Origin of the sequence: Streptomyces griseorubiginosus (assembly GCF_036345115.1) — a bacterium.
GTDB lineage: Bacteria > Actinomycetota > Actinomycetes > Streptomycetales > Streptomycetaceae > Streptomyces > Streptomyces griseorubiginosus_C.
The window spans coordinates 5,065,279-5,091,487 of sequence record NZ_CP107766.1 but is presented as its reverse complement, the minus strand read 5'-3'; the positions used below and the strand labels follow the sequence as shown (position 1 = coordinate 5,091,487).

Below are 26,209 nucleotides of genomic sequence, written 5' to 3'. Positions count from 1 at the left end.
CGAAAGCCATGACCTCGCCGGGACCGAGGAGGAACCAGACGTATGAGTTCTCTGCTGCTCCTGACCAACGCCCTCCAGCCGTCGACGGAGGTGCTTCCGGCCCTCGGCCTGCTCCTGCACAACGTGCGCGTGGCTCCGGCGGAAGGCCCCGCACTCGTCGACACCCCTGGTGCCGACGTCATCCTCATCGACGGACGCCGTGACCTGCCCCAGGTGCGCAGCCTGTGCCAGCTGCTGCGCTCCACCGGACCGGGCTGTCCGCTCATCCTGGTCGTGACCGAGGGCGGCCTCGCCGCCGTCACCGCCGACTGGGGCATCGACGACGTCCTCCTCGACACCGCGGGCCCCGCGGAGGTCGAGGCGCGGCTGCGGCTCGCCATGGGCCGCCAGCAGATCGTCAACGACGACTCCCCCATGGAGATCCGCAACGGCGACCTGTCCGTCGACGAGGCCACCTACTCCGCGAAGCTCAAGGGCCGGGTCCTCGACCTCACCTTCAAGGAGTTCGAGCTCCTCAAATACCTCGCCCAGCACCCTGGCCGCGTCTTCACGCGCGCGCAGCTGCTCCAGGAGGTCTGGGGCTACGACTACTTCGGCGGCACCCGAACGGTCGACGTGCACGTACGACGGCTGCGCGCCAAGCTCGGCCCCGAGCACGAGTCGCTGATCGGGACCGTCCGGAACGTCGGTTATCGATTCGTTACGCCCGAGAAGGGCGACCGGATCACCGAGGAGGCGAAGGCCAAGGCGGACCGGGCAAAGCCGGAGGATGCGGACGAGAGCGCCGCCCTCGAGGACGTAGAGGCGTAGCGGGTCCCGCGCATGGGCAAGGCTCCCGTACCGCAGCACGCCCGCGAGCCCCTCGGCGGGGGTACGGGGACCTCCTTCACGCCCTGCCCAGAGCGGGTCCATCCGCGTAGACTCCGCGCGTGGCCAAGGTAACCAGGGATGACGTGGCAAGACTCGCGGGGACGTCCACCGCGGTGGTCAGCTATGTCATCAACAACGGACCCCGGCCGGTTGCCCCGGCCACGCGCGAGCGTGTCCTCGCCGCGATCAAGGAACTGGGCTACCGGCCCGACCGGGTCGCCCAGGCGATGGCGTCCCGGCGCACGGATCTCATAGGCCTGATCGTGCCGGACGCGCGCCAGCCGTTCTTCGCGGAGATGGCGCACGCGGTCGAACAGGCCGCGTCCGAGCGCGGGAAGATGGTGCTCGTCGGGAACTCCGACTACATCGGCGAGCGCGAGGTCCACTATCTGCGCGCGTTCCTCGGGATGCGGGTGTCCGGCCTGATCCTGGTCTCGCACGCCCTGAACGACAACGCGGCCGCCGAGATCGAGGCCTGGGACGCCCGGGTCGTCCTGCTGCACGAGCGGCCGGAGGCGATCGACGACGTCGCCGTCGTCCTCGACGACGTCACCGGCGCCAAGACCGCCGTCGAGCACCTGCTGGGCCACGGCTACCCCTATGTCGCCTGTATGGGCGGCACCGCCGACACCCCCTCCGTCGGCGACCCCGTCTCCGACCACGTCGAGGGTTGGCGGCAGGCCATGCAGGAGGCCGGGCTCCCCACCGAGGGACGGCTCTTCGAGGCGCCGTACAACCGCTACGACGCCTACAAGGTGGGGCTGGAGATCCTCGCCGGGCCGCAGCGCCCGCCCGCGATCTTCTGCTCCACCGACGACCAGGCGATCGGCCTGCTGCGGGCCGCGCGGGAGCTGCGCATCGACGTGCCGGGCGAGCTGGGCGTCATCGGCTTCGACGACATCAAGGAAGCCGCGCTCGCCGATCCGCCGATGACGACCATCGCCTCGGACCGCTCGGCGATGGCCCGGGCCGCGGTGGACCTGGTCCTGGACGACGGGCTGCGGGTGGCCGGCTCCCGCCGCGAGCGGGTCAAGGTGTTCCCCTCGCGTCTGGTGGTACGGCGGTCCTGCGGGTGCGAGTGAGTTTCCTGAAGACCGTCTGAGAACCCCTGGCCGGAGTGCCAGCGGCGGCCTTATATCGGGCATACGAGGTTCTGCCGGGCTTCTCAGGGAGCACTCAGCAAGCTCTCATGGTCGCGCGACAAGCTTTTTGACATGACCGAGAGCTTCCGCCGCGACGGCGAGTACGAGCAGTACGACAACCCCCACCAGGGCGCCCAGCAGCACGCTTCCTCGCCCGTGAACCCGGAGTGGCCGCCCCCGCCGGCCCAGCCGCCCGCGCAGCCTGCCCCGGCCGCGCAGCACACGCAGCCGACGCAGCCGACGCAGCCCACTCAGCAGACGCAGCCCACGGCGCCGATCCAGCAGCCGGCCGCCTTCGCCGCCGGTTCGTACGGCGGCAGCGGTTCGTACGGCAGCGGCGGTTCCTACGGCGGCGACGGCAACGGCGGCGGAACCGCTCTTCTCACCGCGCCCCCCGCCGGGCCGGCCCCCGCGCCCAAGCGCCGCAACCGCGGCCCCCTCGCCCTGCTCGCCGCGGTCGCGATCGTCGCCGCGGCGATAGGCGGCGGCACCGCCTACGGCATCCAGGAGCTGACCGGCAACGACACGGTCACCTCCAGCAGCACCAGCACCAGCGTGGTGCCGTCCTCCGCCAAGGGCACGGTCGCCGGCGTCGCCAAGGCGGTCAGCCCGAGCATCGTCGAGATCAATGCCACCTCGAACGCGGGTGAGTCCACCGGCTCCGGCGTGATCATCACCAGCAACGGCGAGATCATCACCAACAACCACGTCATCTCCGGCGCCTCCTCCATCAAGGTGAGCACCAACAACGGCAAGACCTACACCGCGCAGGTCGTCGGCACCGACCCCAAGAAGGACCTCGCCCTCATCAAGCTGGAGAACGCCTCCGGTCTGACCGTGGCCACCCTCGGCAACTCCGACGGCGTCCAGGTCGGCGACCAGGTCGTGGCGATCGGCTCCCCCGAGGGCCTGACCGGCACCGTGACCAGCGGCATCGTCTCCGCGCTCAACCGGGACGTCACCGTGTCCACGGAAGAGGGCCAGCAGCAGAACCAGGGTCAGGGCGACGGCCGGTGGCCGTTCGAGTTCGGCGGCCAGCAGTTCAACGGCGACACCGGCTCCTCGACGACGACGTACAAGGCGATCCAGACCGACGCCTCCCTGAACCCCGGCAACTCCGGCGGCGCGCTGATCGACATGAACGGCAACATCATCGGCATCAACTCGGCGATGTACTCGTCCACTTCGGACTCCTCGGAGGCCGGCAGCCAGGGCCTCGGGTTCTCCATCCCGATCAACACCGTCAAGTCCGACCTGGCCACACTGCGGGCCGGCGGCACCGACAACTGAGCTCCTCCACCCCCGTAGGGAGTACGTCATGATCAAGCAGGTTCCGCACACGGTGGCCGGCGCCGACCCGGCCGGGTTCGCCCTGGCCCTCGCAGTGGCGTACGAACTGCACGCTCCGGTGCCGCGGGCGCCCGAGGTGGCGGCCACGGCGGTGGCCACGACGGTGGCCCGCCGCGGGTCGAGCGCGGGCCGCGCCCGCCGCCGCAGCGCCGCCCGCTGACCCCGCGCCCTTGCCGCACCGGGCGGGAACCATGCGAGGCTGAAAGCGTTCAGCCGTCAGCTCCCCGCCGTCCCACCGCACCCGAGGAATCCGAAGCCATGAGCCCCGCCGAAGGCGACCGTGACCCCCAGCGCATCCTGATCGTCGACGACGAGCCGGCGGTGCGCGAAGCACTCCAGCGCAGCCTCGCCTTCGAGGGCTACGACACGGAGGTCGCCGTGGACGGGGCCGACGCCCTCGACAAGGCCACCGCGTACCGGCCCGACCTGGTCGTCCTCGACATCCAGATGCCCCGCATGGACGGACTCACGGCCGCCCGGCGCATCCGCGGCGCGGGCGACACCACGCCCATCCTGATGCTGACGGCCCGCGACACGGTCGGCGACCGGGTCACCGGGCTCGACGCGGGCGCCGACGACTACCTGGTCAAGCCGTTCGAACTCGACGAGCTGTTCGCCCGGGTCCGGGCGCTGCTGCGCAGGTCCTCCTACGCGGCGGCGGCCGGGGCGACGGCCGCCGAGGACGACGAGGCGCTCACCTTCGCGGACCTCCGCATGGATCTCGCGACGCGCGAGGTCACCCGGGCGGGGCGGCCGGTGGAACTGACCCGCACGGAGTTCACCCTGCTGGAGATGTTCATGGCCCACCCGCGCCAGGTGCTGACCCGGGAGCAGATCCTGAAGGCGGTCTGGGGCTTCGACTTCGAGCCGTCGTCGAACTCGCTGGACGTGTACGTGATGTACCTGCGCCGCAAGACGGAGGCGGGCGGTGAGCCCCGGCTCGTGCACACGGTGCGGGGTGTGGGGTACGTGCTGCGGCAGGGCGGGGCGGAGTGAAGACCCTCGTACGCCGGTACCGGTCCCTCCCGATCCGGTCACGGCTGGCCCTGCTCGTGGCGGCGGCGGTGGCGTTCGCGGTGGCGGCGGTGTCGGTGACGTGCTGGTTCATCGTGCAGGGGAAGCTGTACGACCAGGCGGACGGCACCCTGAAGGACATGGTGCGCAGGCCCGGCACGGTCAAGGCACTGCTGGCGAACTGCACCCAGAGCCCACAGGACCACCCCCAGACGTTCCTGGACCGGAACGAGTACGTCCAGGCGATCAAGGAGGTGGGCGAGCCCTGCGTCGACCCGAACTCCCGGGGCACGGTCCAGGTCACCCAGAGCGACAAGGACGTCATCAAGAGCGCGAAGGATGATGTCGGGACCTTCCGCAACGGCACCGACGAGGACGGCAACTCGGTCCGGGTGCTCACTCTCTACCTGGGTGTCGACACGAACGACTCCCGAGGTGTCGCCCTCATCCTCGCGACCCCCCTCAAGGGCACCCAGTCCACCCTCAACGAACTCGCCCTCATCCTCCTCCTCGTCTCCGGCGTAGGAGTCCTCGGTGCCGGGGCCGCCGGCCTCGCCGTGGCCCGTGCCGGCCTCCGTCCCGTGGACAAGCTCACCGAGGCCGTGGAACACGTGGCCCGGACGGAGGACCTCAGCATCCGCATCCCCGTCGAGGAAGCCGCCGAGGACGAAGTCGCCCGGCTGTCCCGCTCCTTCAACTCGATGACGAGCTCCCTCGCCAACTCCCGCGAGCTCCAGCAGCAGCTGATCGCCGACGCCGGTCACGAACTCCGCACCCCGCTCACCTCCCTCCGCACCAACATCGAGCTCCTCACCCGCAGCGAGGAGACCGGCCGCCCCCTCCCCGAGGCCGACCGCAAGGCCCTGCTCGCCTCGGTGAAGGCACAGATGACCGAACTGGCCGCCCTGATCGGCGACTTGCAGGAGCTGTCGCGGTCGGAGGGGCAGCGCGGTGAACGCGTGCAGGTGGTGTCCCTGGAGGACACCGTCGAGGCGGCCCTGCGCAGGGCACGTCTGCGCGGCCCCGAACTGACCATCGACGCCTCGCTGGAGCCCTGGTACACCCGGGCCGAACCGGCCGCGCTGGAGCGCGCCGTCGTCAACATCCTCGACAACGCGGTGAAGTTCAGCCCCGAGGGCGGCACCATCGAGGTGAGGCTCAGCGAGGGTGTCCTCACCGTCCGCGACCACGGCCCCGGCATCCCCGCCGAGGAACTCCCGCACGTCTTCGACCGCTTCTGGCGCTCCCCGTCGGCGCGGGCGCTCCCCGGCTCCGGTCTCGGCCTGTCCATCGTGGCCCGCACGGTCGAGGAGGCCGGCGGCCAGGTCGCTCTCGGCCCCGCGGACGGCGGCGGCACCATCGCGACCGTACGGCTTCCGGGGGCGCCCACTCCGCCGCCGGAGGCTCCCGTCGCCGCGCAGTGACCTTGAAGCTGTCGATGTCCTGTCAACCTTCACGCGTTCTCGACCCTACTCACGGGTTCTCTGCCAGCTTCCTGAGTCGTCGCACAGATGCCCCACGCGTCTGTCCTCAGCACTCAGGAGTGAAGAACCCCCCATGCGTTTGCTTCGTACATCGACTCTGAAGAAGAGCGCCCTCGCCGCCGCGTCCGCGGCCCTCGCCGTCACCGCCCTGCTGGCCGGTGCCGGGGCCGCGCAGGCCGCCGGTCCCGGCGGGGCCCACAACGTCCGGGGCGTGGACCCCGGGAACACCGATGTCATGCTGGACCGGCTGTGCAGTCAGGAGACCAGCCTGACCGGGGTCTACGGCGCGCTCAACGTCGACACCGGCGAGTTCAAGACGCGGGACGAGTACCTGCGGGACGTGGTCGGGCTGTGGGTGCCGGCCGGGCCGTGGGAGCTGTTCCGCGGCTGGTGCGGGTACGCGCAGGCCTCGACCTGGTCGGTGAAGGGCGAGCCGGTGCGCACCTCGGAGTGGACCGGCAACCACGGGACGACCGAGGACAAGGTGACCTTCGTCAGCGGCTACAGCACCAAGACGTTCGCCAAGAAGAGCGTCGGCGGCAGCATCAGCCTGTCCCTCGCCAAGAGCATCTTCTCCGGCACCGTGGGCGGCAGCGCCGGCTACGAGTGGGGCTGGGAGAAGACCTCGTCCTTCGAGCGGCGCAGCGAGAAGTCGATCCCGCCGTGCACCCAGGTGGCGACGACCTGGACGCCGTACCAGCGGGTGGTCCGCGTGAACCCGGTGTTCTACGTCGAGGACTACCAGTGGAACAAGGGCGACGGCGAGGTCACCACGCACACCTGGCGCGGCCGGGACGCGAGCTGGAAGACGATCTACTCCTACGGCTACTACATCGACGGCACCTCCGACAAACTCCTCCCGAACGGCCAGCCCGACGGCCGCGAGGACAAGTGGCAGGAAAACCTGGACCCGAAGTCCTGCGCCAAGTAGGCGCGTTCGCGCGGCAACCTTCCGTGCGGGGGCGGCGACTGCTCTGCGGTCCCTACCCCCCGCACGGAACGGATTGCGCATGAGTGAGATCAGTGGCAAAGCGCGCCATCGCCGCAGGAAGACGGCCCTCGTCGTCGGTGTTCCCCTGGCTCTGAGCGCCGCCGGCGTCATGGGCTACGGGCTGGTGCCGGGCGCGCAGTCCCCGGCGTCCGCCGCCACCCCCGCCGCCGCTCCCGCCTGGGCCACCGCCACCGCGGACGGGTTCGCGTCGGTCAACGCCCTCGGGCAGAGCGGCACTTACGGCGGCCGGGACGGCCAGATCGTCACCGTGAGGACGCTCGCCGATCTGGAGAAGTACGCGACCGCGAGTGAGCCGTACGTCATCGTCGTCGCGGCCACCATCGACATGAACCCGGTCGGGAAAGAGATCAAGGTCGCCTCGGACAAGACCATCGTCGGGTCCGGGACCTCCGGGCAGATCGTCGGCGGCGGGTTCTTCCTCGGCGCCGGTGTGCACAACGTGATCATCCGGAACCTCACCATCCGGGACGCGTACCAGGGCGTGTGGAACGACAAGGAACACGACTTCGACGCCATCCAGATGGACGGCGCCCACCACGTGTGGATCGACCACAACGACCTGCGGCACATGGCCGACGGGCTCATCGACGTCCGCAAGGACAGCACCTATGTGACGGTCTCCTGGAACAAACTCAGCCAGGACAACAAGGCGTTCGGCATCGGCTGGACGGAGAACGTCGTCACCGACATCACCATCCACCACAACTGGATCCGCGAGACCGAGCAACGGAACCCGTCGACGGACAACGCCGCCCACGCGCACCTCTACAACAACTTCCTCGAGGACGTGGCCGGGACGGACATCAACTCCTCCTACGGCAACTACTCGCGCGGCGCGACCAGGATGGTCCTGGAGAACTCCTGGTTCCAGGGCGTCAAGAACCCCGTCATCAAGGACAGCACCGCGACCATCGTCCAGAAGGGCAACACCTTCGTCGGGACCAGCGGGCGCAACGAGAGCGGGGGTACGGCCTTCGATCCGAAGAGCTTCTACGCGTACACCCTCGACAAGACGGCGGACGTCCCCGCCCTGCTCAAGTCCGGTGCGGGGCCGCGCAGTTCGATCGGTACGACGACCGCCACGACGAAGGCCGCCGCGGCCACGACGCTCACCGTCGCCAAGGACGGCAGCGGGCAGTACTCGACCGTGCAGGCCGCGGTGAACGCCGTGCCCGCGGGCAACCCCTCGCGCGTGGTCATTTCGGTCAAGCCGGGGACGTACCGCGAACTCGTCAAGGTGCCCTCCAACAAGCCGCACGTCACCATCCAGGGCTCGGGCGGCAGCCGCAACGACACGGTGATCGTCTACAACAACGCGTCCGGCACGCCGAAGCCCGACGGCTCGGGCACTTACGGCACCGGCGGCAGCGCCACCGTCGCCGTCGAGGCCGACGACTTCCAGGCCCGCAACCTGACGATCTCCAACGACTTCGACGAGAAGGCCCATCAGAACATCGCCCAGCAGGCCGTCGCGCTGCGCACCGCCGCCGACAAGGTGTTCCTGGACGGCGTCATCGTCAGCGGCGACCAGGACACGCTGCTCTTGGACACCGCGGCCAAGGACAAGCTGGGCCGCGTCTACATGACGAACTCCTACGTCATCGGCAACGTCGACTTCATCTTCGGGCGGGCCACCGCCGTGATCGACAAGTCCGTCATCACACTGAAGAAGCGCTGGGACGGCTCCTCGGCCGGCTACGTCACCGCGCCCAGCACCGTCGCGAACCGCAAGGGCATCCTGATCGCCAACTCGACGGTCAACGGGGACGTCTCCGCGGCGAGCTTCTACCTCGGGCGCCCCTGGCACGCCGGCGGCGACGCGAGCCTCGACCCGCAGACCACGGTCCGCAACACCTCGCTGAGCGCCGCGATCAAGTCGACGCCGTGGACCGACATGAGCGGCTTCTCGTGGAAGGACGACCGGTTCGCGGAGTACAAGAACACCGGCGCGGGTTCGGGCGCGGCCTCCGCGAACCGGCCCCAGCTGACCGACGCGCAGGCCACCGGCCAGGAGATCGCGGACTGGCTGGGCGACTGGACCCCGACCGCGTCCTGACCTGCCGTTTCCCGGACCTCCGCTCCTCTGTCAGACCCTCGACCTACGCTGGTTTCCGTAGATCGACGGTCGGACGGGGGAGCGGGACATGGTGCGTATCGACAGGCATCGGGTCGGTGAGGCGGCCGTTTCGGCGGTGCGGGAGGACTTCGCGAACAGGATCGGTTCGCAGGTCCACTCCATGGCCAAGGCCGGCCCGGTGACGGCGCGGGAGTGGTGGCTGATCGCCCAGGAGTTCGTCGAGTACCTCGGCGCGCTCTCGGTGCGGGCCCCCGACCTCCGCTCGCCCGAGGCGAAGGCGGTCCTGGAGGACGCGGCGGAGGCGGCGGCCGGCGCGGTGGCGTACGCGGCGTACTTCCCCCGCGACCACTTCGAGGTCTTCCTCACCTACCCGAACTGGGGCATCGTCTACGACCGCGAACCCGGCGGCACCCCCGAGCCGGTCACGGCGGCCACCTGGCTGGACGCCTTCTGCCTGGCGATCCTCGTCGAGAAGACCCAATGGCACGGCGAGGCCTTCCACTTCGCCCGCGAGACACCCCAACAGGGCCGTTCGGGGCGGCCCGACGCCGAGCTGATCAACGGCTTCCTAGCGTACGTCCTCGGCGACACCGCCGACGAGGACGTCACCTTTCCGCCCTCGCCCGAGCAGAAGCTCGCCGCGCTCGACGCGGCACTCGACCGGGTGAGGGCCCTCGCCGCCGAGACCGGCGAGCAGCTCACCGACGAGCCGTACGGCATCGGCCTCCAGGCGCTGCGCGCGCTCGCGGCGGGCCACCGGGAGGGGTTCGGCGATGCGGTCGTACGACTGCTGCGGCCGCTGTCCGAGACCCCCGGGCCCGGAGCGCGGCCGGGCAGTCTGCTCCCGCTGCTGCCGATCGCGCTGACGGCGCTGGCGTACCGGCACGAGGGGTGGCCGCCGGCCGCCGACACCGACTATCTGCCGGACGCGCTGGTCATCGGCTTCGATGCCGCGCCGCCTCGGGTGGGCCCCTACGGCCGGGACCGGCGCCCCGACGCGGTGGCCGAACTCGTCGCCGGAGTGGTGGAGTTCGGGCGACCGCTGGAGCCGCGTCCGCTGCATCCGGACAGTGAGGAGCAGTTCGAGCAGTACACGCGGGACGCCATCACCCCGGTGCCGGGCAAGTCGCTCGACACCTTCGAGCTGGCGTACGCCCTCACCTACCAGGAGCTGCTCTTCAAGGCCCGTGCCGGGCAGGCGGCCGACGCGAGCGACGCCCAGCTGGAGAACCTGCGGCTGGCCGCCGAGCTGGGGGCGGCGCTGTTCCGGACCACGTTGGCGGAGCCGGGGAGCGAGGTGGCGGTGACGATCGACGGGGCGACCGTGACGTTCCCGGCCTGCCGGGACGAGGACGCCGGGGCGGGGGCGTGGCACCGGGCGGTGCACCTCGCGCTGATCACGGGCCGGCGGGAGCATCTGGCGCCGCTGGTGCTGGCAGGGCCGGAGCGGGTCGGGCCGGACCGCTCCCTGACGGCCTCCTACCGGCGGGCACTGCACACCTATCTGCGCGGCGAGGATCCCGAGCCGGCCACCGACCAGGCGCTGCGGGACGCCGAGAAGGCCCGTGAGCAGGGGGTCCTGCCGCCGCCCGCGGTCCTGTTCTCCCAGCTGGTGGAGGGCGACGCGGAGAGCTTCAACCTGGCCCTCCTGGACGCCCTGGCGGCCCACCGCGACCACTACGCCGTCGGCGACCGCGCGACCGGCCCCGACGCCGCCCTCGGCGTCGACCTGCTGGCCCTGACCTGCCATGCCCGCAGAAGGGGCTGGGAGATCAGGGTGCGGTCGCCGTATCTGCCGGAGCGCATCCTGCGAGCGGCCGAGCCGTTCTGACACCGACCGGGCGACTTGGTCTCGAGATCGGTGAGGCGGTCGCCGGCCCGAAGCGGGGCTGACGGAGCCGGAGCCTCAGCAGCCGCGGGGACCCCGGGTGTCGGCCGGCAGCCTGCGCAGCACCATCGTCTCCTCCGGGAGCGGGCCGAGCAGGCGCGCGTACGTGCCGCGTTGGGACAGCAGCTCCGCGTGGGTGCCGGACTCCACCAGGTGGCCGCCGTCCACGACCAGGATCCGGTCCGCGTCCGGGGCCAGGCTCAGATCGTGGGTGATCATGATGGTCGTACGGCCCGACATCAGGCGGCGCAGGGGCTGGACCACCTGGCGGGCGGCGACCGAGTCGAGGCCGGCGGTGGGTTCGTCGAGGATCAGGACGGGCGCGGCGCGGAGCATCGCGCGGGCGATGGTGATCCGCTTGAGCTGGCCGCCGGACAGGGCCGCCGTGCCGGGGGCGATCCCGGTGTCGTAGCCCTCGGGGAGGGCGGTGACGAAGTCGTGGGCCGCGGCCGCGCGGGCCGCCCGCTCGATCTCCTCGTCGCTCGCGCCGGGTCGGCCGGCCCCGATGTTCTCGCGGATCGTGCCGCGCAGGATCAGCGTCTCCTGCGGGAGCAGGGCGATCTGCTCGCGCAGGAACTCCAGGTTCAGCTGGGTGAGCGGGACGCCGTCCAGGGTGATCACGCCCGCGGAGGGGTCGTAGAAGCGGGTGAGGAGCTTGGACAGGGTGGACTTGCCGGCGCCGCTCGGGCCCGTGATGATCACCAGTTCGCCGGGGGCGGCCGAGAAGGAGACGTCTCGCAGGGAGTCCCTGGTGGCCGCCGGGTAGCGGAAGCCGACGCCGTGGAAGCCGACCCAGCCGTGCACCGGCCACGCGGGGACGGGTTCGGCCGGGTCGCAGACCGAGGGCTCGGCGTCCAGGATCTCGTTCAGGCGCTGGGCGCCCGCGGTGGCCGCGGTGAGGGTGAGGCCGAGCTGACCGAGGTTGCGGACCGGTGGGTACAGGTAGCCGATGAAGGCGGCGAAGGCGAGGAGCTGACCGAGCGTCATGCGGTCGGCCGAGATCTCCCAGACGCCGAGGCCGATCACGGCGAGCACGCAGAGCGTCTCGACGACCTCGACGAACTGCTCGTACATCTCGCCGAGTCGGGCACCGCGGACCGACGCCCGCAACCAGGCGCGGGCCTCGCGGTCGAGACGCCCCTCCTCGTCGCGGCGGCGGTTGTACGCCTGGGTCAGCACGACGTTGCCCAGCGACTCCTCGACCACCGAGGTGATCGCGCCGTCGGCGACCCGCTCGTCCTGCGAGGCCTCCTTGATACGGCCGGAGAAGCGGCGCGCGGCGAACAGGAACAGGGGCGCGAGGACGAAGGTGGCGAGCGCCAGGTCCCAGCGCAGGTACAGGGCGGCCGCCGAGTAGAAGACGGCCGAGAAGGCGGCGGCGACGGTGCCGACCACGCCGGACACGACCATCTGCTCGATGGCCTCGACGTCACCGGTGAGGCGTTCGACCAGGTCGCCCCGGCGGTGCCGCTGGAAGAAGTGCGGGGGCAGGTCCTGGACGTGCCGGAAGACCTTCGCGCGCAGGCGCAGTACGAATCTCTCGGCGGTCCAGGTCGCGAGCGAGTTGCCGAGGTAGCCGACGAGGGCGCCGAGCGCGGCGACGGCGAGCCAGGCTCCGGCCGGGCCCCAGAAGGCGGAGAGCGAACCGGCCTTGAGGGCGGTGTCGGTGAGTTCCGCGAACAGCAGGATCGCGGCGGTCTCGGCGAGCGCGGACACCACCACGCAGGCGACGATCGCCGCCAGCCACTTGCGGTCGCCGCGGGTCAGCGGCCAGAAGCGGCGGAAGGCCGCACGGACTTCCCTCATGCTCAGCGACTCCTTCCGGGGCCGGAAACAGGCTCGGGTGGGGATCAGGCTCGGGAACAGGCCGAGGCGGGGCCCCCGGGGCGAGACACGCTCGCCGGCCGGTGGCCCCGCCTCGCGGTGGCCCGCCTCAGCCCTTGTGGGCGACCGGGCGACGCTTCGGCGCGTGCTTCTTCGGCGCGGGAGCCTTCTTCGGGGCCGGAGCGGGCTTGCGGGTCTTCTTCACCGGGGCGATCTTGTGGAAGCTCATGAATTTCTCCCTGTCATTACCTTTGACTTGTTTTGATTTACGTAAGTAAATCCTGTGTCAGTCCTTAAGGGCGATTCAGCAAGGCTCAGGAGTGTTCTCCTTTGCGTTTGCGTCGTTCGCTGTCGACATGGAAAACACTACGGCACTCCCGCCGCCAAAAAGGCGATCCGGCCTTAGACCTCAATAAGACTGAATGTGCGTTCCCTATGAGCCGACGGCCAGCGCGGAGCCCGTGATCCGGACCCTGATGCCGTCCCTCTCCACCCGCACGTCCCGCAGGCGCAGCTCACCGCTGGAGGGCTCCGGCAGCTGGAAGGCGAGCGAGAGTCGGTCGGCCAGGGCCGGGCGGGTCAGGTGGGAGAGGGCGTCGAGGAGCGCCGGGTCCAGGCCCAGGCGCGACAGCAGCTCGGGGTGGGCGAGGGCCAGGTCGAGGAGGTTGAGCCGCAGGGCCTGCCGTACGAACTCGGGGCGGCCGGTCAACCGGGCCAGCGCGGTGTCCGAGCGCTGCGCCTCACGCACGGTCGCGTCCGGCACGCCGAGCGCCCGCACGACGGACGGAACCGCCAGCAGGGCCCGGGCCTTGCGGGTCTCGCGGGCCAGGGCCGCCGCGGACGCCGGCGTCAGATGCAGGCCCTCGGCGGGCCGGGTGCCAGGCCGGTAGGTCGCCAGGTCCCCGATGTCCAGGCGTATCCCGCCGATCCGGGTGTCCACCCCCCGCCGTCCGTCCCGCGCCACCCGCACATCGGCCCGCAGCCGCAGATCGTGCCCGGCGACCGGGAGAGTGCCGCGGACGGCGACCCGGTCCCGTGCCGCGCCGGTGAACGTCACCTGGGAGGCGCCGAGTTCACGGTTCATGTCGGCGAAGGAGAGCAGGACGTCACCGTGCAGTTCGGGGACCCGCGCCCCGCGCACGGAGGTCGGCCCGTCGCCGTCGAGCCGGATGTCCCGGCCGGTCGCCGACACCGCGGCCAGCGTGACCCGGTCGGCGGCCACGTCCGGCACGGTCACCTGCACCGACTCCAGGCGCCGGTCGGCGAGTTGGGTCAGGAAGGGGAAGCCGCCGATCTCGACCTCGGGCGCCGCGGTCAGCCGTAGCCGCTGCTTGAGGGTGTCCGCGGCCCGGTGCTCGGCGTACAGCACGGCCCAGCGGTCGGCGAGGGTGAGGAAGGCGGCGAGCACGGCCAGGGAGGCGACCGTCTTCACCGCGAACGCGAAGCGGCCCCGCCGGCCCCGCCGCTTGGTGCGGCGGTGGGTCGGCGGGGCCGGAGGTGCTTCAAACGGGTGGGGATGCGTGGGTACGGGGTGGGGGGAACGCATCGATCCATCCGATCATGCGTGGGCCCCCCACCCGCAACCTCAGCCCGGGCGGTGCGACTCAGCTCACGGTCTACTTGACGACCGTGATCCGGTTCGCCGCCGGCGGGGCGATCGGGCTGCTCGCCGACGAGTTGGCCGTCAGGTAGTCCACGAGCGCGGCCAGGTCGTCGCTGCCCACGAGGTCGTTGGTGCCCTGGCCCAGGGTGGTGAAGCCGTCACCGCCGCCCGCGAGGAAGCTGTTGGTCGCGACGCGGTAGGTGGCCGCCGGGTCGATGGCCGCACCGTCCAGCCGCACCGAGTCGACGACGATCCGGTCCGCGCCGCTCTTCGTCAGGTCGAGCGTGTAGGTGAGGTTGGCGGACGGCAGCAGGATCTTCGGCGAGGCCGCGTTCGACCCGCTCACCTGCTCCTGGAGCACCTTGATCAGCTGGGCGCCGGTGAAGTCCTGGAGGTTCACGGTGTTGGAGAAGGGCTGCACGGTGAAGCCCTCGGCGTAGGTCACCACGCCGTCGCCCTCGGTCCCCTTGGCCGCGTAGGTGAGGCCCGCGCGGACCCCGCCCGGGTTCATCAGCGCGAGGTCGGTCCCGGCGTCGAGCTTCCTGCCGTGGGCGAGTTGGGCGTCGGCGATGAGGTCACCCATGGGCGACTCGGTGCCGGTGCTGGGTATGTCGGCGGAGATGTAGCCGATCGCGCGGTTGCCGATGGGCGCCGCGAGGGTGTTCCACCTGCCGATCAGCTCGGTCATGTCCGGCGCCTTGGGGACGGTCCGGGTGACCACGTGGTTCGCCGACTTCACGGACGTACGGGCGATGTCGCCGGTGAAGCGGTCGTACGTCAGCGTGGTGTCCGTGTAGAGCCGGCCGAAGGAGGCGGCCGAGGTGACCATGCGGGGCTTGCCCGACGGGTCGGGGACCGTGCACACGTACGCGGCATGGGTGTGGCCGGTGACCAGCGCGTCCACGGACGGCGAGATGTTCTTCGCGATGTCCACGATCGGGCCGGAGATGCCGTCACCCGGGCCCGGGGAGTCGCAGTTGTAGTTGTAGGAGCCCGAGGCGGGCTGGCCGCCCTCGTGGATGAGGGCCACGATCGACTTCACGCCCTGCTTCTGGAGCACGCGGGCGTACTTGTTGATCGTCTCGACCTCGTCCTTGAACTTCAGGCCCTTGACGCCCTCGGCGGAGACGACGCCCGGGGTGTCCTCCAGGGTGACGCCGATGAAGCCGACCTTGACGTCCTTCTTCTTCCACACCCAGTACGGCTTGAGGATCGGCCGGCCGGTCTTCTCGTCCAGGACGTTCGCGGCGAGGTAGGGGAAGTCGGCGCCCACGAACTTCTTGTCGGTGTAGCAGCCGGCGGTGGGATGGCAGCCGCCGTTCTGCAGCCGGCCCAGTTCCTTCGCGCCCTCGTCGAACTCGTGGTTGCCGACGCTCGTCACATCCAGGTCGAGCTTGTTCAGCGCCTCGATGGTCGGCTCGTCGTGGAAGAGACCCGAGATGAGGGGCGAGGCGCCGACCATGTCACCACCAGCGGCGGTGACGGAGTAGGCGTTCCCCTTGCGCGCCTCCCGCAGATGGGTGGCGAGGTACTCGACACCGCCGGCGTCGATGGTCTTCGTGGTCCCGTCCGCCTGGAGTTCGGTGACCCGGCCCGAGGAGCCGGACGGCGGCTCCAGGTTGCCGTGCAGGTCGTTGAAGGACAGCAGCTGGACGTCCTGGTACCGGCTCGGCAGCGGCTTGCCGTGCCGGCTGTCGTGCGCGCCGGCGGGCAGCGCGGCGGCGAGCGCGCCGACGGTGGCGAGACCGGCGGCCGCGGCCACGAGGCGGTACATACGTCTGTGGCTGTTCTGCTGCTGGGACATGGCTGGCATGCGCCCCCCTGTGTTCCGGATGTGAGAGTGCCCCCCGTTCCGGCGCAGCCTAGGGTCAACGCGCGTAGCGCGACAGGGGTTTCGTGGTTACATCCTGGTTGCTTCTTTGCCGCCGCTTTGCCCCGACCTCCCCTTACCCTCGTAGCCATGACCAGCGACGACATCGCACACCCCGGCACCGCCCGCTCCATCGAGACCCTCACGGCGCTCTCCCCGGACCAGACCGAGGCGGTTCTCGGCCTCCTCACCGAGGCCGCACAGGCCGACGGCCAGCAGGCGGTGTCCGAGCAGGGCCGGCTGCAACTGCGGGGCGGCGGACGCGAGGGCGTGTCCCATCTGCTCCTGTACGTCGGCGACGAACTGGTCGGCTACGCGCAGCTGGAGGACACCGACCCGGTGGAGGCGCCGGCGGCGGAGCTGGTCGTCCGCCCCGGGCACCGCGGCCACGGTCACGGCCGTGCGCTGGGCTCGGCGCTCCTCGCCGCCTCCGGCAAGCGGCTGCGGGTGTGGGCCCACGGCGGCCACAGCGCGGCCCGCCATCTCGCCCAGGTCCTCGGCCTGACCCTCTTCCGCGAGCTACGGCAGATGCGGCGCCCCCTGGCCGGCCTGGAGCTGCCCGACCCGGTGCTGCCCGCCGACGTGACGGTCCGTGCCTTCGTCCCCGGCGAGGACGACACCGCCTGGCTCGCGGTGAACGCGGCCGCGTTCGCCCACCATCCGGAACAGGGCTCCCTGACCCAGCGCGACCTCGACGACCGCAAGTCCGAGCCCTGGTTCGACCCGGCGGGCTTCTTCCTGGCCTTCCGGGAGGGCGAGTTGGTCGGCTTCCACTGGACCAAGGTCCACGCGGCGGAACAGCTCGGCGAGGTCTACGTCCTGGGCGTCCGCCCCGGCACCCAGGGCGGCGGCCTCGGCAAGGCCCTCACCACGATCGGGCTGCGCCACCTGGCCGCGCAGGGGCTGCCCACGGCGATGCTGTACGTCGACGCCGACAACAAGGCGGCGGTGTCGGTGTACGAACGGCTCGGTTTCACGACGTACGAGACGGACCTGATGTACCGCACGGAGACGTGAGCCCGATGCGGCTGAGCGAACTCGTGGCGCTGGTCCTCGCCGACCTGTCGGCCGGGGCGCCCGCGACTCCGACCGTGTCCTGCTCGCCCCTCGACGAGGGCTGGGTGGAGGTGCTGCTGACGGACGCGGACGGGATGGGCGTCGGCTTCGGCGTGAACCCGGCGCTCCCCGAGGCCGAGCTCCTCCGTGCCCTCGCCGACCGCATCCCGGACGCCTACGTCGAGCTGTACGCCATCGGCCTGCCGGTCGTCCCCGGCACGGAGCGCCCCGCCCGGGCGGATGTCGTCGACGGAGTCGCGCTCTGGACGGACCCGGCGGGCGGGGGCTGGAGCTGCCCGGTGGGCCGCTACGGCACCACTTGACCCCGCGTCCCCGCGGTCGCCCGATACGGCACCACCTGACCCACGTCACTCCGGTCGCCCGGCACCGCACCACCCGAGCACGCGTCACCCGGCGCTGCCGCGCGCGCTCTCCTCAGGCCCCGCACCGGCTCCGGCGCACAGGCCGCCCCCGTCAGGACCGCCCCCGCCGGCACCACGGCCCACCGCACATGCGCCGCCGCCCAGGCCACCCACCGGCTCTAGCCCGCCCACCCCTCACGACACCACCCGCGCCCCCAACCCACGCACCGGCTCCGGCGCACAGGCCACCCCCGTCAGGACCGCCCCCGCCGGCACCACGACCCACCGCACATGCGCCGCCACCCAGGCCACCCACGGGCTCCGCCCCGCCCGCCCCTCACGACACCACCCGCGCCCGCAACCCACGCACCGGCTCCGGCGCACAGGCCACCCCGGCAAGGACGGCCGCCGTCAGCACGACGGCCCAGCGCACATGCGCCGCCGTCCAGGAGGGGTCCTCGGGTGGGACGAACAGGTCCCAGCGGGACGGGATCAGGGCCGGGGCGAGGAGGGCGAGGGTCAGCAGACCCGCCGCCACCGACGGGCCCGGCTCGGGTTCGTCCGTGAAGCGGACGGCCGCGGCCGCGGCGGCCAGGGCGAGGGCGGCCGTGGTCCCGGCCTCCAGGGTGACCGGGCCGAGCGGGGGCCGGGCCTGTGCCGGCACGAGGAGCAGCGCGGCCGTCCACCACACCGCGGCGACCGGGGCCACCAACGCGATGCGCAGACCCGTCCGGGTCCAACGCCGGGTGGGTACGGGGGTGGTGAGCTGCCGGGCCGGGTCGTCCAGGAGGAAGGCCAGCCCGAGCGCGAAGACGAGCGCGGCGGCCCGCAGGAGGTTGAGCCCGAGCCACCCGTCCATCTCCCCGACCAGCAGCCGCGGCACCCCGACGACCAACAGCCCCACGAAGGCCCCGCCGCCGACCGTCCGCCACGGCAAGGTGCGCCCCACGGCCCTGACGAGCCCACGGCTCACACCACACCACCCCGCCCCATCGCCGCGACCCCCACCGGAACCCCACGCCCCGGCCCCGTCCCCGCGACCCCCACCGGAACCCCACGCCCCGGCCCCGTCCCCGCGACTCACACCGGAACCCCACCGCCCGGCCCGGTCCCCGCGACTCACGCCAGAACCCCAACGCCCGGCCCGGTCCCCCCGGCTCACGCCGAACCCCCGCCGCTCACCGCTCCCCTCGCTCCGCAGCTCACCCCTCCCGTCACTCCTCGGCACAATCCTTCGCCCCCTCCGGCACCTCAACCCCCAGCAGTTGTGCCACCCGGCTCGTCGTGACCCCGGAAGCCGTCAGGTCGGTCCAGTTCCGCTTCACGCTCGCCGTCACCTCGGCACGGGGACGGTCCAGCAGTTGACGTACGACGTCGGTCTGGGCGGCCGACATGGACAGGCCGTCGGTCGGGGCGAGCACCGTCGCCGCGCCGGTGACGCTGTCGTCGATGCGGGCGTCCGCGAGGTCGGCCAGTGGATGGGCGGATCCGCCCAGGGCGAGCCACATGACGGTGACCACCCGCCCGTCGCACAGCTCACCGCCCTTCGACTCGGCCCCGGTGACCAGCACGGAGGCGACCCCGACCGCGAACTCGGGGACCCGGTTGCCGCCCCAACGGGTGCCGACGGTCACCTGCCCCGGCGTGGTCAGCGGAGGGATCGCCGAGTCGCCGCTCAGCCCGTACCGCGCCTCGACCCGCTGCCGTACGAGAAGGGGCTGCCGGGCTGCCGTACCCCCGGCCAGGGACCGGACGCGGTCCACGACCCGCGCCCAGTCGCCCGCGCGGCCGGTCCACTCGGGGAAGGCGCAGTACGTCGAGCCGTCCCGCCGCACGCACGACTGGTCGCGCTGCGGAGAGACCGAGGCCCGCTCCCGCGCGGCCGAGAGCTGCGGCGAGACGCCCCCGGACTGGGCCACCGCCCCGACCAGCGTCAGCGCCAGCGCACCCGCCGCACCGGCCCGCACATACCGCCCGCGGCCCCCGCTCACCAGCACCGCGCCGAGCGCCACCAGCAGGACCAGGCCCGTCAGATACAGCGCGTGCCAGGCCGCCGGGCGGCCGACGAGGTCCGAGGGGAGCACCGTGGAGCCGCTCGTCTCGTCCACGACCGGCGACAGCCACCGCGACCACTGCGCATCGCCGGTGCCCGCGGAGACGAACACGCTCAGGACGAAGAGACCGATCACGGCGACCGGCGCCGCGAACACGCTCGGCACCAGCCGGGCCAGCAGCACCCCGAGCGCGCCGCACAGCAGCACGTACAGCGGCCCCACGGCCAGTTCGGCCGGCGAGCCGTGGCCCACCGCGCCGGGCCTGAGGGCCTGCCGGGTGAACTCGCCGAGCACGACCAGCGCGGTGAGGACCGCGTACGGCACCACCGACAGGACGTGCGCGACCGTCCTCCGCCACGGCTCCATGACCAGCACGTCGAACTGCCGGTCGGTCCCGCGCCGCCGGGAGCGCAGCGTGCACCGGTTGACGCACACGAACAGGGCGATCCCCAGCAGCAGCGGCCCGGTCTGGGTGTCCCGGTCGGCGTCCTGGAGGGCCGGGAAGGCGTCCATGCCGTCCTCGGAGTGGAACAGCGTCCAGGCGGTCCAGCCGACGTACAGCAGCAGGGTCGCGACCACCGGGAGGTAGCGCAGCAGGTCCCGCGCCTCGAAGCGGGCGAGCTGGACGACAGCCGCCCACGACCGCCGCGGATCCTCTTCGTGTACGGCGGTGTCGGGCGCCGTCTCCGTCAGCACGCTCACGCCGCCGCCTCCGCGCCCACGTCGTCCAGGGTGAGCAAGTAGCCGTCCTCCAGGGTGGGTTCGAGGAGCTCGGCGTCCGCGGGCGGGTCGCCGACGTTGCGGAAGGAGCCGGTGCCGGTGCGCCAGCCCGCCTTCGCGCCCGGGGCGCGTTCCGTGCTGCTCCAGACCCGGCCGGCCGCGCGGGCGGTCAGTTCGGCGGGGGTGCCCTCGAAGAGGATGCGGCCGCGGGCCATGACCAGGACGCGGTGGCAGAGCATCGCCACGTCCTCGGTCTGGTGGGTGGACAGCAGGACCGTCCGGCCCTCTCCGGCCTGGGCGATCAACTCCCGGAACCGCATGCGCTGTTCGGGGTCGAGGCCGACGGTCGGCTCGTCCAGGACGAGGAAGCCGGGGTCCCCGACGAGCGCGGCGGCCAGCGCGACCCGCTGCCGCATCCCGCCGGACAGCTTCTTGATGCGCCTGCCCCGCACGTCCCCCAGGTCGACCTCCGCCAGCACCCGCCGCACCTCGCGGTGGCGGGCGGTGCGGTCGGTGAGTTCCTTGAGGATCGCCACGTAGTCGACGAACTCGAAGGCGCTGAAGTCCGGGTGCAGGCCCGGGGTCTGGGGCAGATAGCCGAGCGAGCGGCGGACCCGCTGGCGGCCGCGCGAGGTGCCGGGGTCGTGGCCGAGCACGGTGAAGGCGCCCTGGTCGGCGGGCACGGCGGTGGCGAGCACCCGCAACAGGGTCGTCTTCCCTGCCCCGTTGGGCCCGAGCAGCCCGGTCACACCTGGCGTGAGCCGCAGCGACACGTCGTCGAGGGCACGGGTGCCGCCGTACCGGAGACAGAGCCCGGAGGCGGAGACGGTGTCGGTCATGCGGTGCTCCCGTGGCGGTCGGTCATGCGGTCCCCCTGGGTGGAGGCGATCGTGTGATCGCCGTGATCGAAGTCGGTCGTACGATCGCCGTGATCGAAGTGGGTCATGCGGCGGCGTCCGAGGTGGCCCGCCGTCACTCCGCGCTCCCGTTGAACAGGTCGAAGCGGTCGCGGAGCAGGAACAGCAGCCCGGCGGCGAGCGTGGCGACGGCCGCCGCAACGCCCTGGCCGGCCGCGGTGAACGGCGCGAGCGAACCGGCGTCCGGCTGCTGCGCGGCCTGTGCGGTCAGCAGTACGACGACCCAGGCGCCGCCGACCAGGGACGGCGCGAGGACCGGCCCGAGCCGTGGGGTGAGGGCGAGGGCGGTCCCGGTGAGCGCGAGCGCGGGCAGCAGCCAGGCGAGCGCGCGCAGGCCGTAGTCGGGCAGGGCGAGGGTGGCGAGTCCGTTGAGGCCGAGCCCCGCGGCGAGCACGGCGAGCGTGCGGATCATCAGCAGCCGGAAGCCGTGCAGGGGCGCGACGACGGCCATCTCGTACGTCGGGTCGAGCACCGGGCCGTACGACAGCGAGACGCCGGCCAGGGGCAGCAGCGGGGCGAGGACGAGGAACAGGGTCGGTGAACCGGCCGTGTGCACCACGCCGACGGTCGCCAGCAGCAGGAACACCACGGCCGCCAGCCAGGACCGCCGCAGCACCGGTGTGGCCGTGAGCAGCCGGGCGGTGTGGTCGGCGATCCCGGCCCGGGTCAGCAGTGACTCGAACCAGCCCGGCCGGGGCGCGTCCAGTTCGGCGTCCAGCCGCTCCCAGCCGGCGTCCAGCGCGACCGGGTCGGTGACGCCGGCCAGCAGTCCCCGGCACTCGGCGCAGGCGGCCAGGTGGGTGTCGGCGGACCAGAGCAGGGGGGCGGCCAACTCGCCCCGGGCGTAGGCCCGTAGATCTTCCTCGGCCACATGCCAGGTCATGCCGCCACCTCCCTCGGGGGTACTCGTGCTCATGCCAGTGCCTCCCGCAGCTGCTTGCGGGCCCGCATCGCCCGGGTCTTGACGGTGCCGGGCGGGATGCCCAGCAGGACGGCGGCCTCGCGGGTGGTCAGCCCGTCGATGACCGTCGCCTGGAGCACCGCCCGCAGCTCCGGTGAGAGCCGGACGAGGGCGCCCGCGAGGTCCCCGTGCTCCACCCCCGCGAGCACGCGTTCCTCCGCGGACTCCTCGTCGCGGTGCCGGATCCGGGACAGGGCCTGCCTGAGCCGCCCCCGCGCCCCGTCGCCGCGCAGCGCGTCGATCAGCCGCCGCGACCCGATCCGCCACAGCCACCCCGCCACATCGCCCTCCTCGCGGTACCTGGCGGTCCCCCGCCACACCGCCAGGAAGGTCTCCTGTACGACGTCGTCGACCAGGTTCGGATCGGCGCACCGGCCGCGCAGCCTGGCCAGCAGCCAGGGCGCGTACCGCCGGTACAGCTCCTCGAAGGCGCGCCGGTCCCCGTCCGCGGCGATGGCCCGCAGCAGCTCCCCGTCGCTTCTCGTTTCCCTCACGCCCTCTCATCGGACGACCCCCGCCGACCGGTTCACGTGGCTCCGAGAAAACCACGCTTGACTTTCCCGGACACCTTCCACCACCCTTTCACTACTCAATTAGTGAAAGGGTGGTTGTCCGCGTGGTCGAGTACCGCATCGACCGGCGCTCCGGCGTCGCCACCTACGTGCAGATCGTCCAGCAGACCAAGCAGGCCCTTCGACTGGGCCTCCTCGAACCCGGCGACCGGCTCCCCACCGCCCGCGAGGTCGTGGAAGCCACCGCCATCAACCCGAACACCGTGCTCAAGGCCTACCGCGAACTGGAACGGGAGGGCCTGGTCGAGGCCCGCCGCGGCCTCGGCACCTTCGTCCGCAGGACGCTCGGCGCCGCTGTCCAGGCCGCCGACACCCCCCTGCGCGCCGAGCTCGACGCCTGGGCCGTGCGGGCCCGGTCGGCGGGCCTCGGGCGCGAGGACGTCGACGCGCTCCTGACCGCCGTACTCGATGAACACTTCCCTAAGGGGGACCAGTGAGTTCCACCAGTACCAGCCCGGCCGTCGCCCTGGAGGCGTCCGGCCTGGGCAAGCGGTACGGCAGGCGGGGCGCCGCCCTCGACGGCTGCTCCTTCCGGCTGCCCGCGGGCCGCATCAGCGCGCTGGTCGGCCCCAACGGCGCCGGGAAGTCCACCCTCCTCGCGATAGCCGCCGGCCTGCTGCGGTCCACCGCCGGCACGCTCACCGTCCTCGGCGGGGCGCCCGGCGCGGCCCGCGACCGGGTCTCCTACCTCGCCCAGAACAAGCCGCTCTACCCCCAGCTGACCGTCGCCGAGACCCTGCGCATGGGCGCCGAGCTCAACCCGGCCCGCTGGGACGCCGCCCGCGCGGCCCGGATCGTCGAGCAGGGAGACCTCGATCCGAAGTCCCGGATCCGCGGCCTCTCCGGCGGGCAGCGCACCCGGGTCGCGCTCGCCCTCGCGCTCGGCAAGCGGCCCGAGCTGATGCTCCTCGACGAGCCGATGGCCGACCTCGACCCGCTCGCCCGGCACGAACTGATGGGCACCCTGATGGCGGACGCCGCCGAACACGGCACCACCGTGCTGATGTCCTCGCACATCGTCGCCGAGCTCGCCGACGCCTGCGACCACCTGCTGCTCCTGGGCGGCGGCCGGGTCCGGCTCGGCGGCGGCATCGACGACCTGCTCGCCGCCCACACCCTGGTCACCGGCCGCGGCACCCCCGAGGACCTGGCCCCGCACACGGTCATCGAATCCCGTGCGGCGGGCCGCGGCCTGACCGCCCTGATCCGCCGGGACGGCCCGGTCGGCGAGGGCTGGGCCACCGAGGAGCCCTCCCTGGAGGAACTGCTGCTCGCGCACCTCCGCGCCCCCGAGGCCCCCGCCCTGCTCACCCCGGGCACCACCGCGGCCCCGCAGGCGGTGACGGCATGAGCGCCACGACCCTCGACCGGGCCCCCGCTCCCGTGGTCACCCCGGCACCGCGCGGCCTGGTCCGCACGGTGCTGCGGCTGCACCGTGCCGCCCTGTGGATCTGGCTCGCCTGGGTGGCCGGCACCGCGGGCCTCCTGCTCTGGCTCCTCGGCCCCGGCGCCCACTCCGCCCAGCACGCGCTCGAGACCTACGGCTACGGCGGGCTCCTCGTCACAGGCGGCCCGGCGGACGCGTACAACAGCCTGTTCTACTACCCCGACACCCTGATCACCCTGGCCTCCTTCGCCGTCGCCCTGTTCGCCGGCGGCCCGCTGATCGCGCGGGAGCTGGAGAGCGGCACCGCGCGGCTCGCCTGGACCCAGTCGGTGTCCCCGGCCCGCTGGCTCGCCGTGAAGCTCGCCGTGCCGGCCGCCTTCATCGTCGTCGGAACGGGCCTGCTCACCCTGCTGTACCACCAGCTGTGGTCCGCCCACGCCAACCTGCTGATCGCCGGCATCGGCCCCCGCTCCCTCTACTTCTCCCTCGGCCCGGCCACCGTCGCCGCCCCGCTGCTCGGACTCGCCCTCGGCACCCTGGTCGGCCTCGCGGTCCGACGCACCCTGCCCGCGCTCGCCTTCAGCGGGTTCACGTACTTCCTCGTCTACGCCTTCCGCGGCAACCACTGGCCCTTCCAGGGCCGCTACCAGCAGCCCGAACTGCACTCCCGCAGCCGGGCGATCACCTCCACGGGCGCCCGGATCAGCGACCCGGGCTGCTACGACGACAAGGCGTGCCTCGCACAGCACGATGTCGTGCGCTTCACCCGCGCCTACCTGCCCTCCCCCGACTACTGGCCCCGCCAGCTCCTGGAGACCGGCGTCCTGCTCGCCCTCACCGCCGTGGCCGTCGCCCTCGCGTTCGGCCTCCTGCGCAGGCGGGCGGCGACCGGATGAGCGCGCCGGCCCTCCCCCGGCGGGGGCTCGTCCGGACCGTGCTGCGGCTGCACCGCACGGCGCTGATCGTGTGGACCGCCTTCGTGCTCGGCTCGGTGGCCTACCTGGTGTGGCTCACCGAGGTCACGGCCGGCTCCTGCCCCAGGAACGGGATGTGCGGGGCCTACAGCGGCGCGGTGAGCTGGATCGGCACGTTCATGTACTACAGCTACTGGGCGGTGGCCGCCTGGGCGAGCGGCGCGCTGATCGGCCGCGAGCTGGAGAGCGACACCGCGCGGCTGGCCTGGACCCAGGGCGTCTCCCCGGCCCGCTGGCTCACCGCCAAGCTCGCCCTGCCGGCGGCCGCGCTCGTCCTCGGCGGCGCCGTCTTCGTCCCCGTCTACCGCTGGGCCTGGTCGGCACACCGCGGCCTGAGGGGCGACAACCTCCTCTTCAACGACGTGTTCGCCGACCACGGCCCCCTGGTGGTGGCGTACGGCCTCTGCGCCCTCGCCGTCGGCACCCTCACGGCCCTCCTCCTGCGCCGCCCACTCCCCGCCCTGGCAGTCTCGATAACCCTGACAACCGTCCTGAACCGCACCCTGGAGCCCCACCGCACCCCCGACTTCTGGCCCACCCATCTGACGGAAACCGCCGTACTCCTCACCACCACAGCCCTGGCAACAACAGCCGCCTACTGGCAACTGCGCCGCACCACTCCCTGACCACGACCCACCCCTCTCCTCAGCCACGCTTGGGGGCCGCGCCCCGCCGTAAAGAACTGTGCCCAGCCACCGGCAGCCGCGGCCCGCGCTGGAGAAGCCGTTCCCTGTCGCCGGGAACCACGGCCCCACCCTGCCGAGCCACGGCCCGCCATCGAGAAGCCGCCCCCTCAGCGAGCCGCGCCCCGCCAGGAACCACGCCCCCCACCCCCGGCGGGAGCTTTAACCCGCGCCCCAGAACACCGCACCCCCACCCCCCGGGAGTCGTGGCGCCATATCCCTACCGCCATGTCGCTGTAACCGTTGGTTCAGACAGGCTTGCGAGGCTCGGTGGATGAAGCCCGTCGTGCCAGAGCCTTCGCCGCCGCCCGAGGGGGTCCCGGGGGACGGGGGCGTCCCGGTCGTCGCCCCCCGGGTCGCCGCCGTGCTCCCGCTCGCCGCCTCCGACG

At 72.4% G+C, this 26,209-nt stretch carries 23 protein-coding genes; 15 read left to right on the top strand and 8 right to left on the bottom strand.

From position 1 onward, the window contains the following. The first annotated feature begins 42 nt into the window (after positions 1-42). From OHN19_RS22950 to OHN19_RS22910, 9 genes are all read left to right on the top strand, one after another. Positions 43-810, top strand: coding sequence for a response regulator transcription factor (locus OHN19_RS22950; protein WP_330265977.1), 768 nt, complete (start codon positions 43-45; stop codon positions 808-810). A 119-nt stretch (positions 811-929) separates the two neighbouring features. Further along, entirely contained in the window at positions 930-1,952 is a 1,023-nt protein-coding gene (locus OHN19_RS22945) for a LacI family DNA-binding transcriptional regulator (protein ID WP_330265976.1), read from the top strand. Between the two features lie 132 nt (positions 1,953-2,084). Then, entirely contained in the window at positions 2,085-3,302 is a 1,218-nt protein-coding gene (locus OHN19_RS22940; protein ID WP_330265975.1) for a S1C family serine protease, read from the top strand. A 28-nt stretch (positions 3,303-3,330) separates the two neighbouring features. Next, complete coding sequence (locus tag OHN19_RS22935; RefSeq protein ID WP_330265974.1) at positions 3,331-3,522, top strand: hypothetical protein; 192 nt, start codon at positions 3,331-3,333, stop codon at positions 3,520-3,522. A gap of 98 nt (positions 3,523-3,620) precedes the next feature. Continuing rightward, complete coding sequence (locus OHN19_RS22930; RefSeq protein WP_280898794.1) at positions 3,621-4,358, top strand: response regulator transcription factor; 738 nt, start codon at positions 3,621-3,623, stop codon at positions 4,356-4,358. Then, the gene (locus OHN19_RS22925) at positions 4,355-5,800 is read left to right on the top strand and encodes a HAMP domain-containing sensor histidine kinase (RefSeq protein WP_330265973.1); all 1,446 of its coding nucleotides are present in this window, start codon (positions 4,355-4,357) and stop codon (positions 5,798-5,800) included. The genes OHN19_RS22930 and OHN19_RS22925 overlap by 4 nt, the downstream gene beginning before the upstream one ends. A 133-nt stretch (positions 5,801-5,933) precedes the next feature. Beyond that, positions 5,934-6,791 carry a hypothetical protein gene (locus tag OHN19_RS22920; RefSeq protein ID WP_330265972.1) on the top strand — a complete coding sequence of 286 codons (858 nt, stop codon included), beginning with the start codon at positions 5,934-5,936 and terminating at the stop codon, positions 6,789-6,791. Between the two features lie 79 nt (positions 6,792-6,870). Beyond that, positions 6,871-8,928, top strand: coding sequence for a pectinesterase family protein (locus OHN19_RS22915; RefSeq protein ID WP_330265971.1), 2,058 nt, complete (start codon positions 6,871-6,873; stop codon positions 8,926-8,928). 88 nt (positions 8,929-9,016) lie between these two features. Continuing rightward, positions 9,017-10,780 (top strand): immunity 49 family protein, encoded by a 1,764-nt coding sequence (locus OHN19_RS22910; RefSeq protein ID WP_330265970.1) that lies wholly within the window; start codon positions 9,017-9,019, stop codon positions 10,778-10,780. A 75-nt stretch (positions 10,781-10,855) separates the two neighbouring features. Here the strand turns inward: OHN19_RS22910 and OHN19_RS22905 are convergent, their stop codons facing one another. The 3 genes from OHN19_RS22905 to OHN19_RS22895 form a co-directional block, all read right to left on the bottom strand. After that, on the bottom strand, positions 10,856-12,643 hold the full coding sequence (locus tag OHN19_RS22905; protein ID WP_330265969.1) for an ABC transporter ATP-binding protein: 1,788 nt from the start codon (positions 12,641-12,643) through the stop codon (positions 10,856-10,858). 451 nt (positions 12,644-13,094) lie between these two features. Then, positions 13,095-14,207 (bottom strand): DUF2993 domain-containing protein, encoded by a 1,113-nt coding sequence (locus OHN19_RS22900; RefSeq protein WP_330265968.1) that lies wholly within the window; start codon positions 14,205-14,207, stop codon positions 13,095-13,097. Between the two features lie 70 nt (positions 14,208-14,277). Beyond that, positions 14,278-16,077 (bottom strand): bifunctional metallophosphatase/5'-nucleotidase, encoded by a 1,800-nt coding sequence (locus OHN19_RS22895; RefSeq protein ID WP_330265967.1) that lies wholly within the window; start codon positions 16,075-16,077, stop codon positions 14,278-14,280. Between the two features lie 147 nt (positions 16,078-16,224). Here OHN19_RS22895 and mshD point away from each other — a divergent pair, with 147 nt between their 5' ends. Both mshD and OHN19_RS22885 read left to right on the top strand, forming a co-directional pair. Beyond that, entirely contained in the window at positions 16,225-17,151 is a 927-nt protein-coding gene (gene mshD / locus OHN19_RS22890; RefSeq protein ID WP_330265966.1) for a mycothiol synthase, read from the top strand. 5 nt (positions 17,152-17,156) lie between these two features. Then, positions 17,157-17,513, top strand: coding sequence for a hypothetical protein (locus OHN19_RS22885; RefSeq protein WP_330269684.1), 357 nt, complete (start codon positions 17,157-17,159; stop codon positions 17,511-17,513). Positions 17,514-17,889: 376 nt separating this feature from the next. On the opposite strand, the gene OHN19_RS22880 is transcribed toward OHN19_RS22885, so the two are convergent. The 5 genes from OHN19_RS22880 to OHN19_RS22860 all read right to left on the bottom strand — a co-directional run bounded on the left by OHN19_RS22880 (position 17,890) and on the right by OHN19_RS22860 (position 22,698). Then, entirely contained in the window at positions 17,890-18,525 is a 636-nt protein-coding gene (locus tag OHN19_RS22880) for an ABC transporter (protein WP_330265965.1), read from the bottom strand. 241 nt (positions 18,526-18,766) lie between these two features. Beyond that, positions 18,767-20,308: an ABC transporter permease gene (locus OHN19_RS22875; protein WP_330265964.1), complete on the bottom strand. Its 1,542-nt coding sequence runs from the start codon at positions 20,306-20,308 to the stop codon at positions 18,767-18,769. Beyond that, positions 20,305-21,165 carry an ABC transporter ATP-binding protein gene (locus OHN19_RS22870; protein WP_330265963.1) on the bottom strand — a complete coding sequence of 287 codons (861 nt, stop codon included), beginning with the start codon at positions 21,163-21,165 and terminating at the stop codon, positions 20,305-20,307. Before OHN19_RS22870 ends, OHN19_RS22875 begins: the two co-directional genes overlap by 4 nt. Positions 21,166-21,298: 133 nt before the next feature. Further along, positions 21,299-22,126 carry a zf-HC2 domain-containing protein gene (locus tag OHN19_RS22865; protein WP_330269683.1) on the bottom strand — a complete coding sequence of 276 codons (828 nt, stop codon included), beginning with the start codon at positions 22,124-22,126 and terminating at the stop codon, positions 21,299-21,301. Positions 22,127-22,155: 29 nt separating this feature from the next. After that, complete coding sequence (locus tag OHN19_RS22860; RefSeq protein ID WP_123761686.1) at positions 22,156-22,698, bottom strand: RNA polymerase sigma factor; 543 nt, start codon at positions 22,696-22,698, stop codon at positions 22,156-22,158. A 122-nt stretch (positions 22,699-22,820) separates the two neighbouring features. Between OHN19_RS22860 and OHN19_RS22855 the strand changes: the two genes are divergently transcribed. From OHN19_RS22855 to OHN19_RS22840, 4 genes are read left to right on the top strand one after another with little or no spacing between them, the layout of a single operon-like run. Next, positions 22,821-23,213 (top strand): GntR family transcriptional regulator, encoded by a 393-nt coding sequence (locus OHN19_RS22855; RefSeq protein ID WP_330265962.1) that lies wholly within the window; start codon positions 22,821-22,823, stop codon positions 23,211-23,213. Further along, positions 23,210-24,127 (top strand): ABC transporter ATP-binding protein, encoded by a 918-nt coding sequence (locus tag OHN19_RS22850; RefSeq protein WP_330265961.1) that lies wholly within the window; start codon positions 23,210-23,212, stop codon positions 24,125-24,127. The genes OHN19_RS22855 and OHN19_RS22850 overlap by 4 nt, the downstream gene beginning before the upstream one ends. After that, positions 24,124-25,059: a hypothetical protein gene (locus tag OHN19_RS22845; RefSeq protein WP_330265960.1), complete on the top strand. Its 936-nt coding sequence runs from the start codon at positions 24,124-24,126 to the stop codon at positions 25,057-25,059. Before OHN19_RS22850 ends, OHN19_RS22845 begins: the two co-directional genes overlap by 4 nt. Continuing rightward, complete coding sequence (locus tag OHN19_RS22840) at positions 25,056-25,763, top strand: hypothetical protein (protein ID WP_330265959.1); 708 nt, start codon at positions 25,056-25,058, stop codon at positions 25,761-25,763. Before OHN19_RS22845 ends, OHN19_RS22840 begins: the two co-directional genes overlap by 4 nt. Positions 25,764-26,209 lie beyond the last annotated feature (446 nt).

Coding starts and splice junctions, on each gene's coding strand:
- OHN19_RS22840 (WP_330265959.1), top strand. CDS start 25,056: ATGAGCGCGCCGGCCCTCCCCCGGCGGGGGCTCGTCCGGACCGTGCTG.
- OHN19_RS22870 (WP_330265963.1), bottom strand. CDS start 21,165: ATGACCGACACCGTCTCCGCCTCCGGGCTCTGTCTCCGGTACGGCGGC.
- OHN19_RS22915 (WP_330265971.1), top strand. CDS start 6,871: ATGAGTGAGATCAGTGGCAAAGCGCGCCATCGCCGCAGGAAGACGGCC.
- OHN19_RS22865 (WP_330269683.1), bottom strand. CDS start 22,126: ATGACCTGGCATGTGGCCGAGGAAGATCTACGGGCCTACGCCCGGGGC.
- OHN19_RS22935 (WP_330265974.1), top strand. CDS start 3,331: ATGATCAAGCAGGTTCCGCACACGGTGGCCGGCGCCGACCCGGCCGGG.
- OHN19_RS22900 (WP_330265968.1), bottom strand. CDS start 14,207: ATGCGTTCCCCCCACCCCGTACCCACGCATCCCCACCCGTTTGAAGCA.
- OHN19_RS22940 (WP_330265975.1), top strand. CDS start 2,085: ATGACCGAGAGCTTCCGCCGCGACGGCGAGTACGAGCAGTACGACAAC.
- OHN19_RS22845 (WP_330265960.1), top strand. CDS start 24,124: ATGAGCGCCACGACCCTCGACCGGGCCCCCGCTCCCGTGGTCACCCCG.
- OHN19_RS22885 (WP_330269684.1), top strand. CDS start 17,157: ATGCGGCTGAGCGAACTCGTGGCGCTGGTCCTCGCCGACCTGTCGGCC.
- OHN19_RS22930 (WP_280898794.1), top strand. CDS start 3,621: ATGAGCCCCGCCGAAGGCGACCGTGACCCCCAGCGCATCCTGATCGTC.
- OHN19_RS22920 (WP_330265972.1), top strand. CDS start 5,934: ATGCGTTTGCTTCGTACATCGACTCTGAAGAAGAGCGCCCTCGCCGCC.
- mshD (WP_330265966.1), top strand. CDS start 16,225: ATGACCAGCGACGACATCGCACACCCCGGCACCGCCCGCTCCATCGAG.
- OHN19_RS22950 (WP_330265977.1), top strand. CDS start 43: ATGAGTTCTCTGCTGCTCCTGACCAACGCCCTCCAGCCGTCGACGGAG.
- OHN19_RS22895 (WP_330265967.1), bottom strand. CDS start 16,077: ATGCCAGCCATGTCCCAGCAGCAGAACAGCCACAGACGTATGTACCGC.
- OHN19_RS22905 (WP_330265969.1), bottom strand. CDS start 12,643: ATGAGGGAAGTCCGTGCGGCCTTCCGCCGCTTCTGGCCGCTGACCCGC.
- OHN19_RS22910 (WP_330265970.1), top strand. CDS start 9,017: ATGGTGCGTATCGACAGGCATCGGGTCGGTGAGGCGGCCGTTTCGGCG.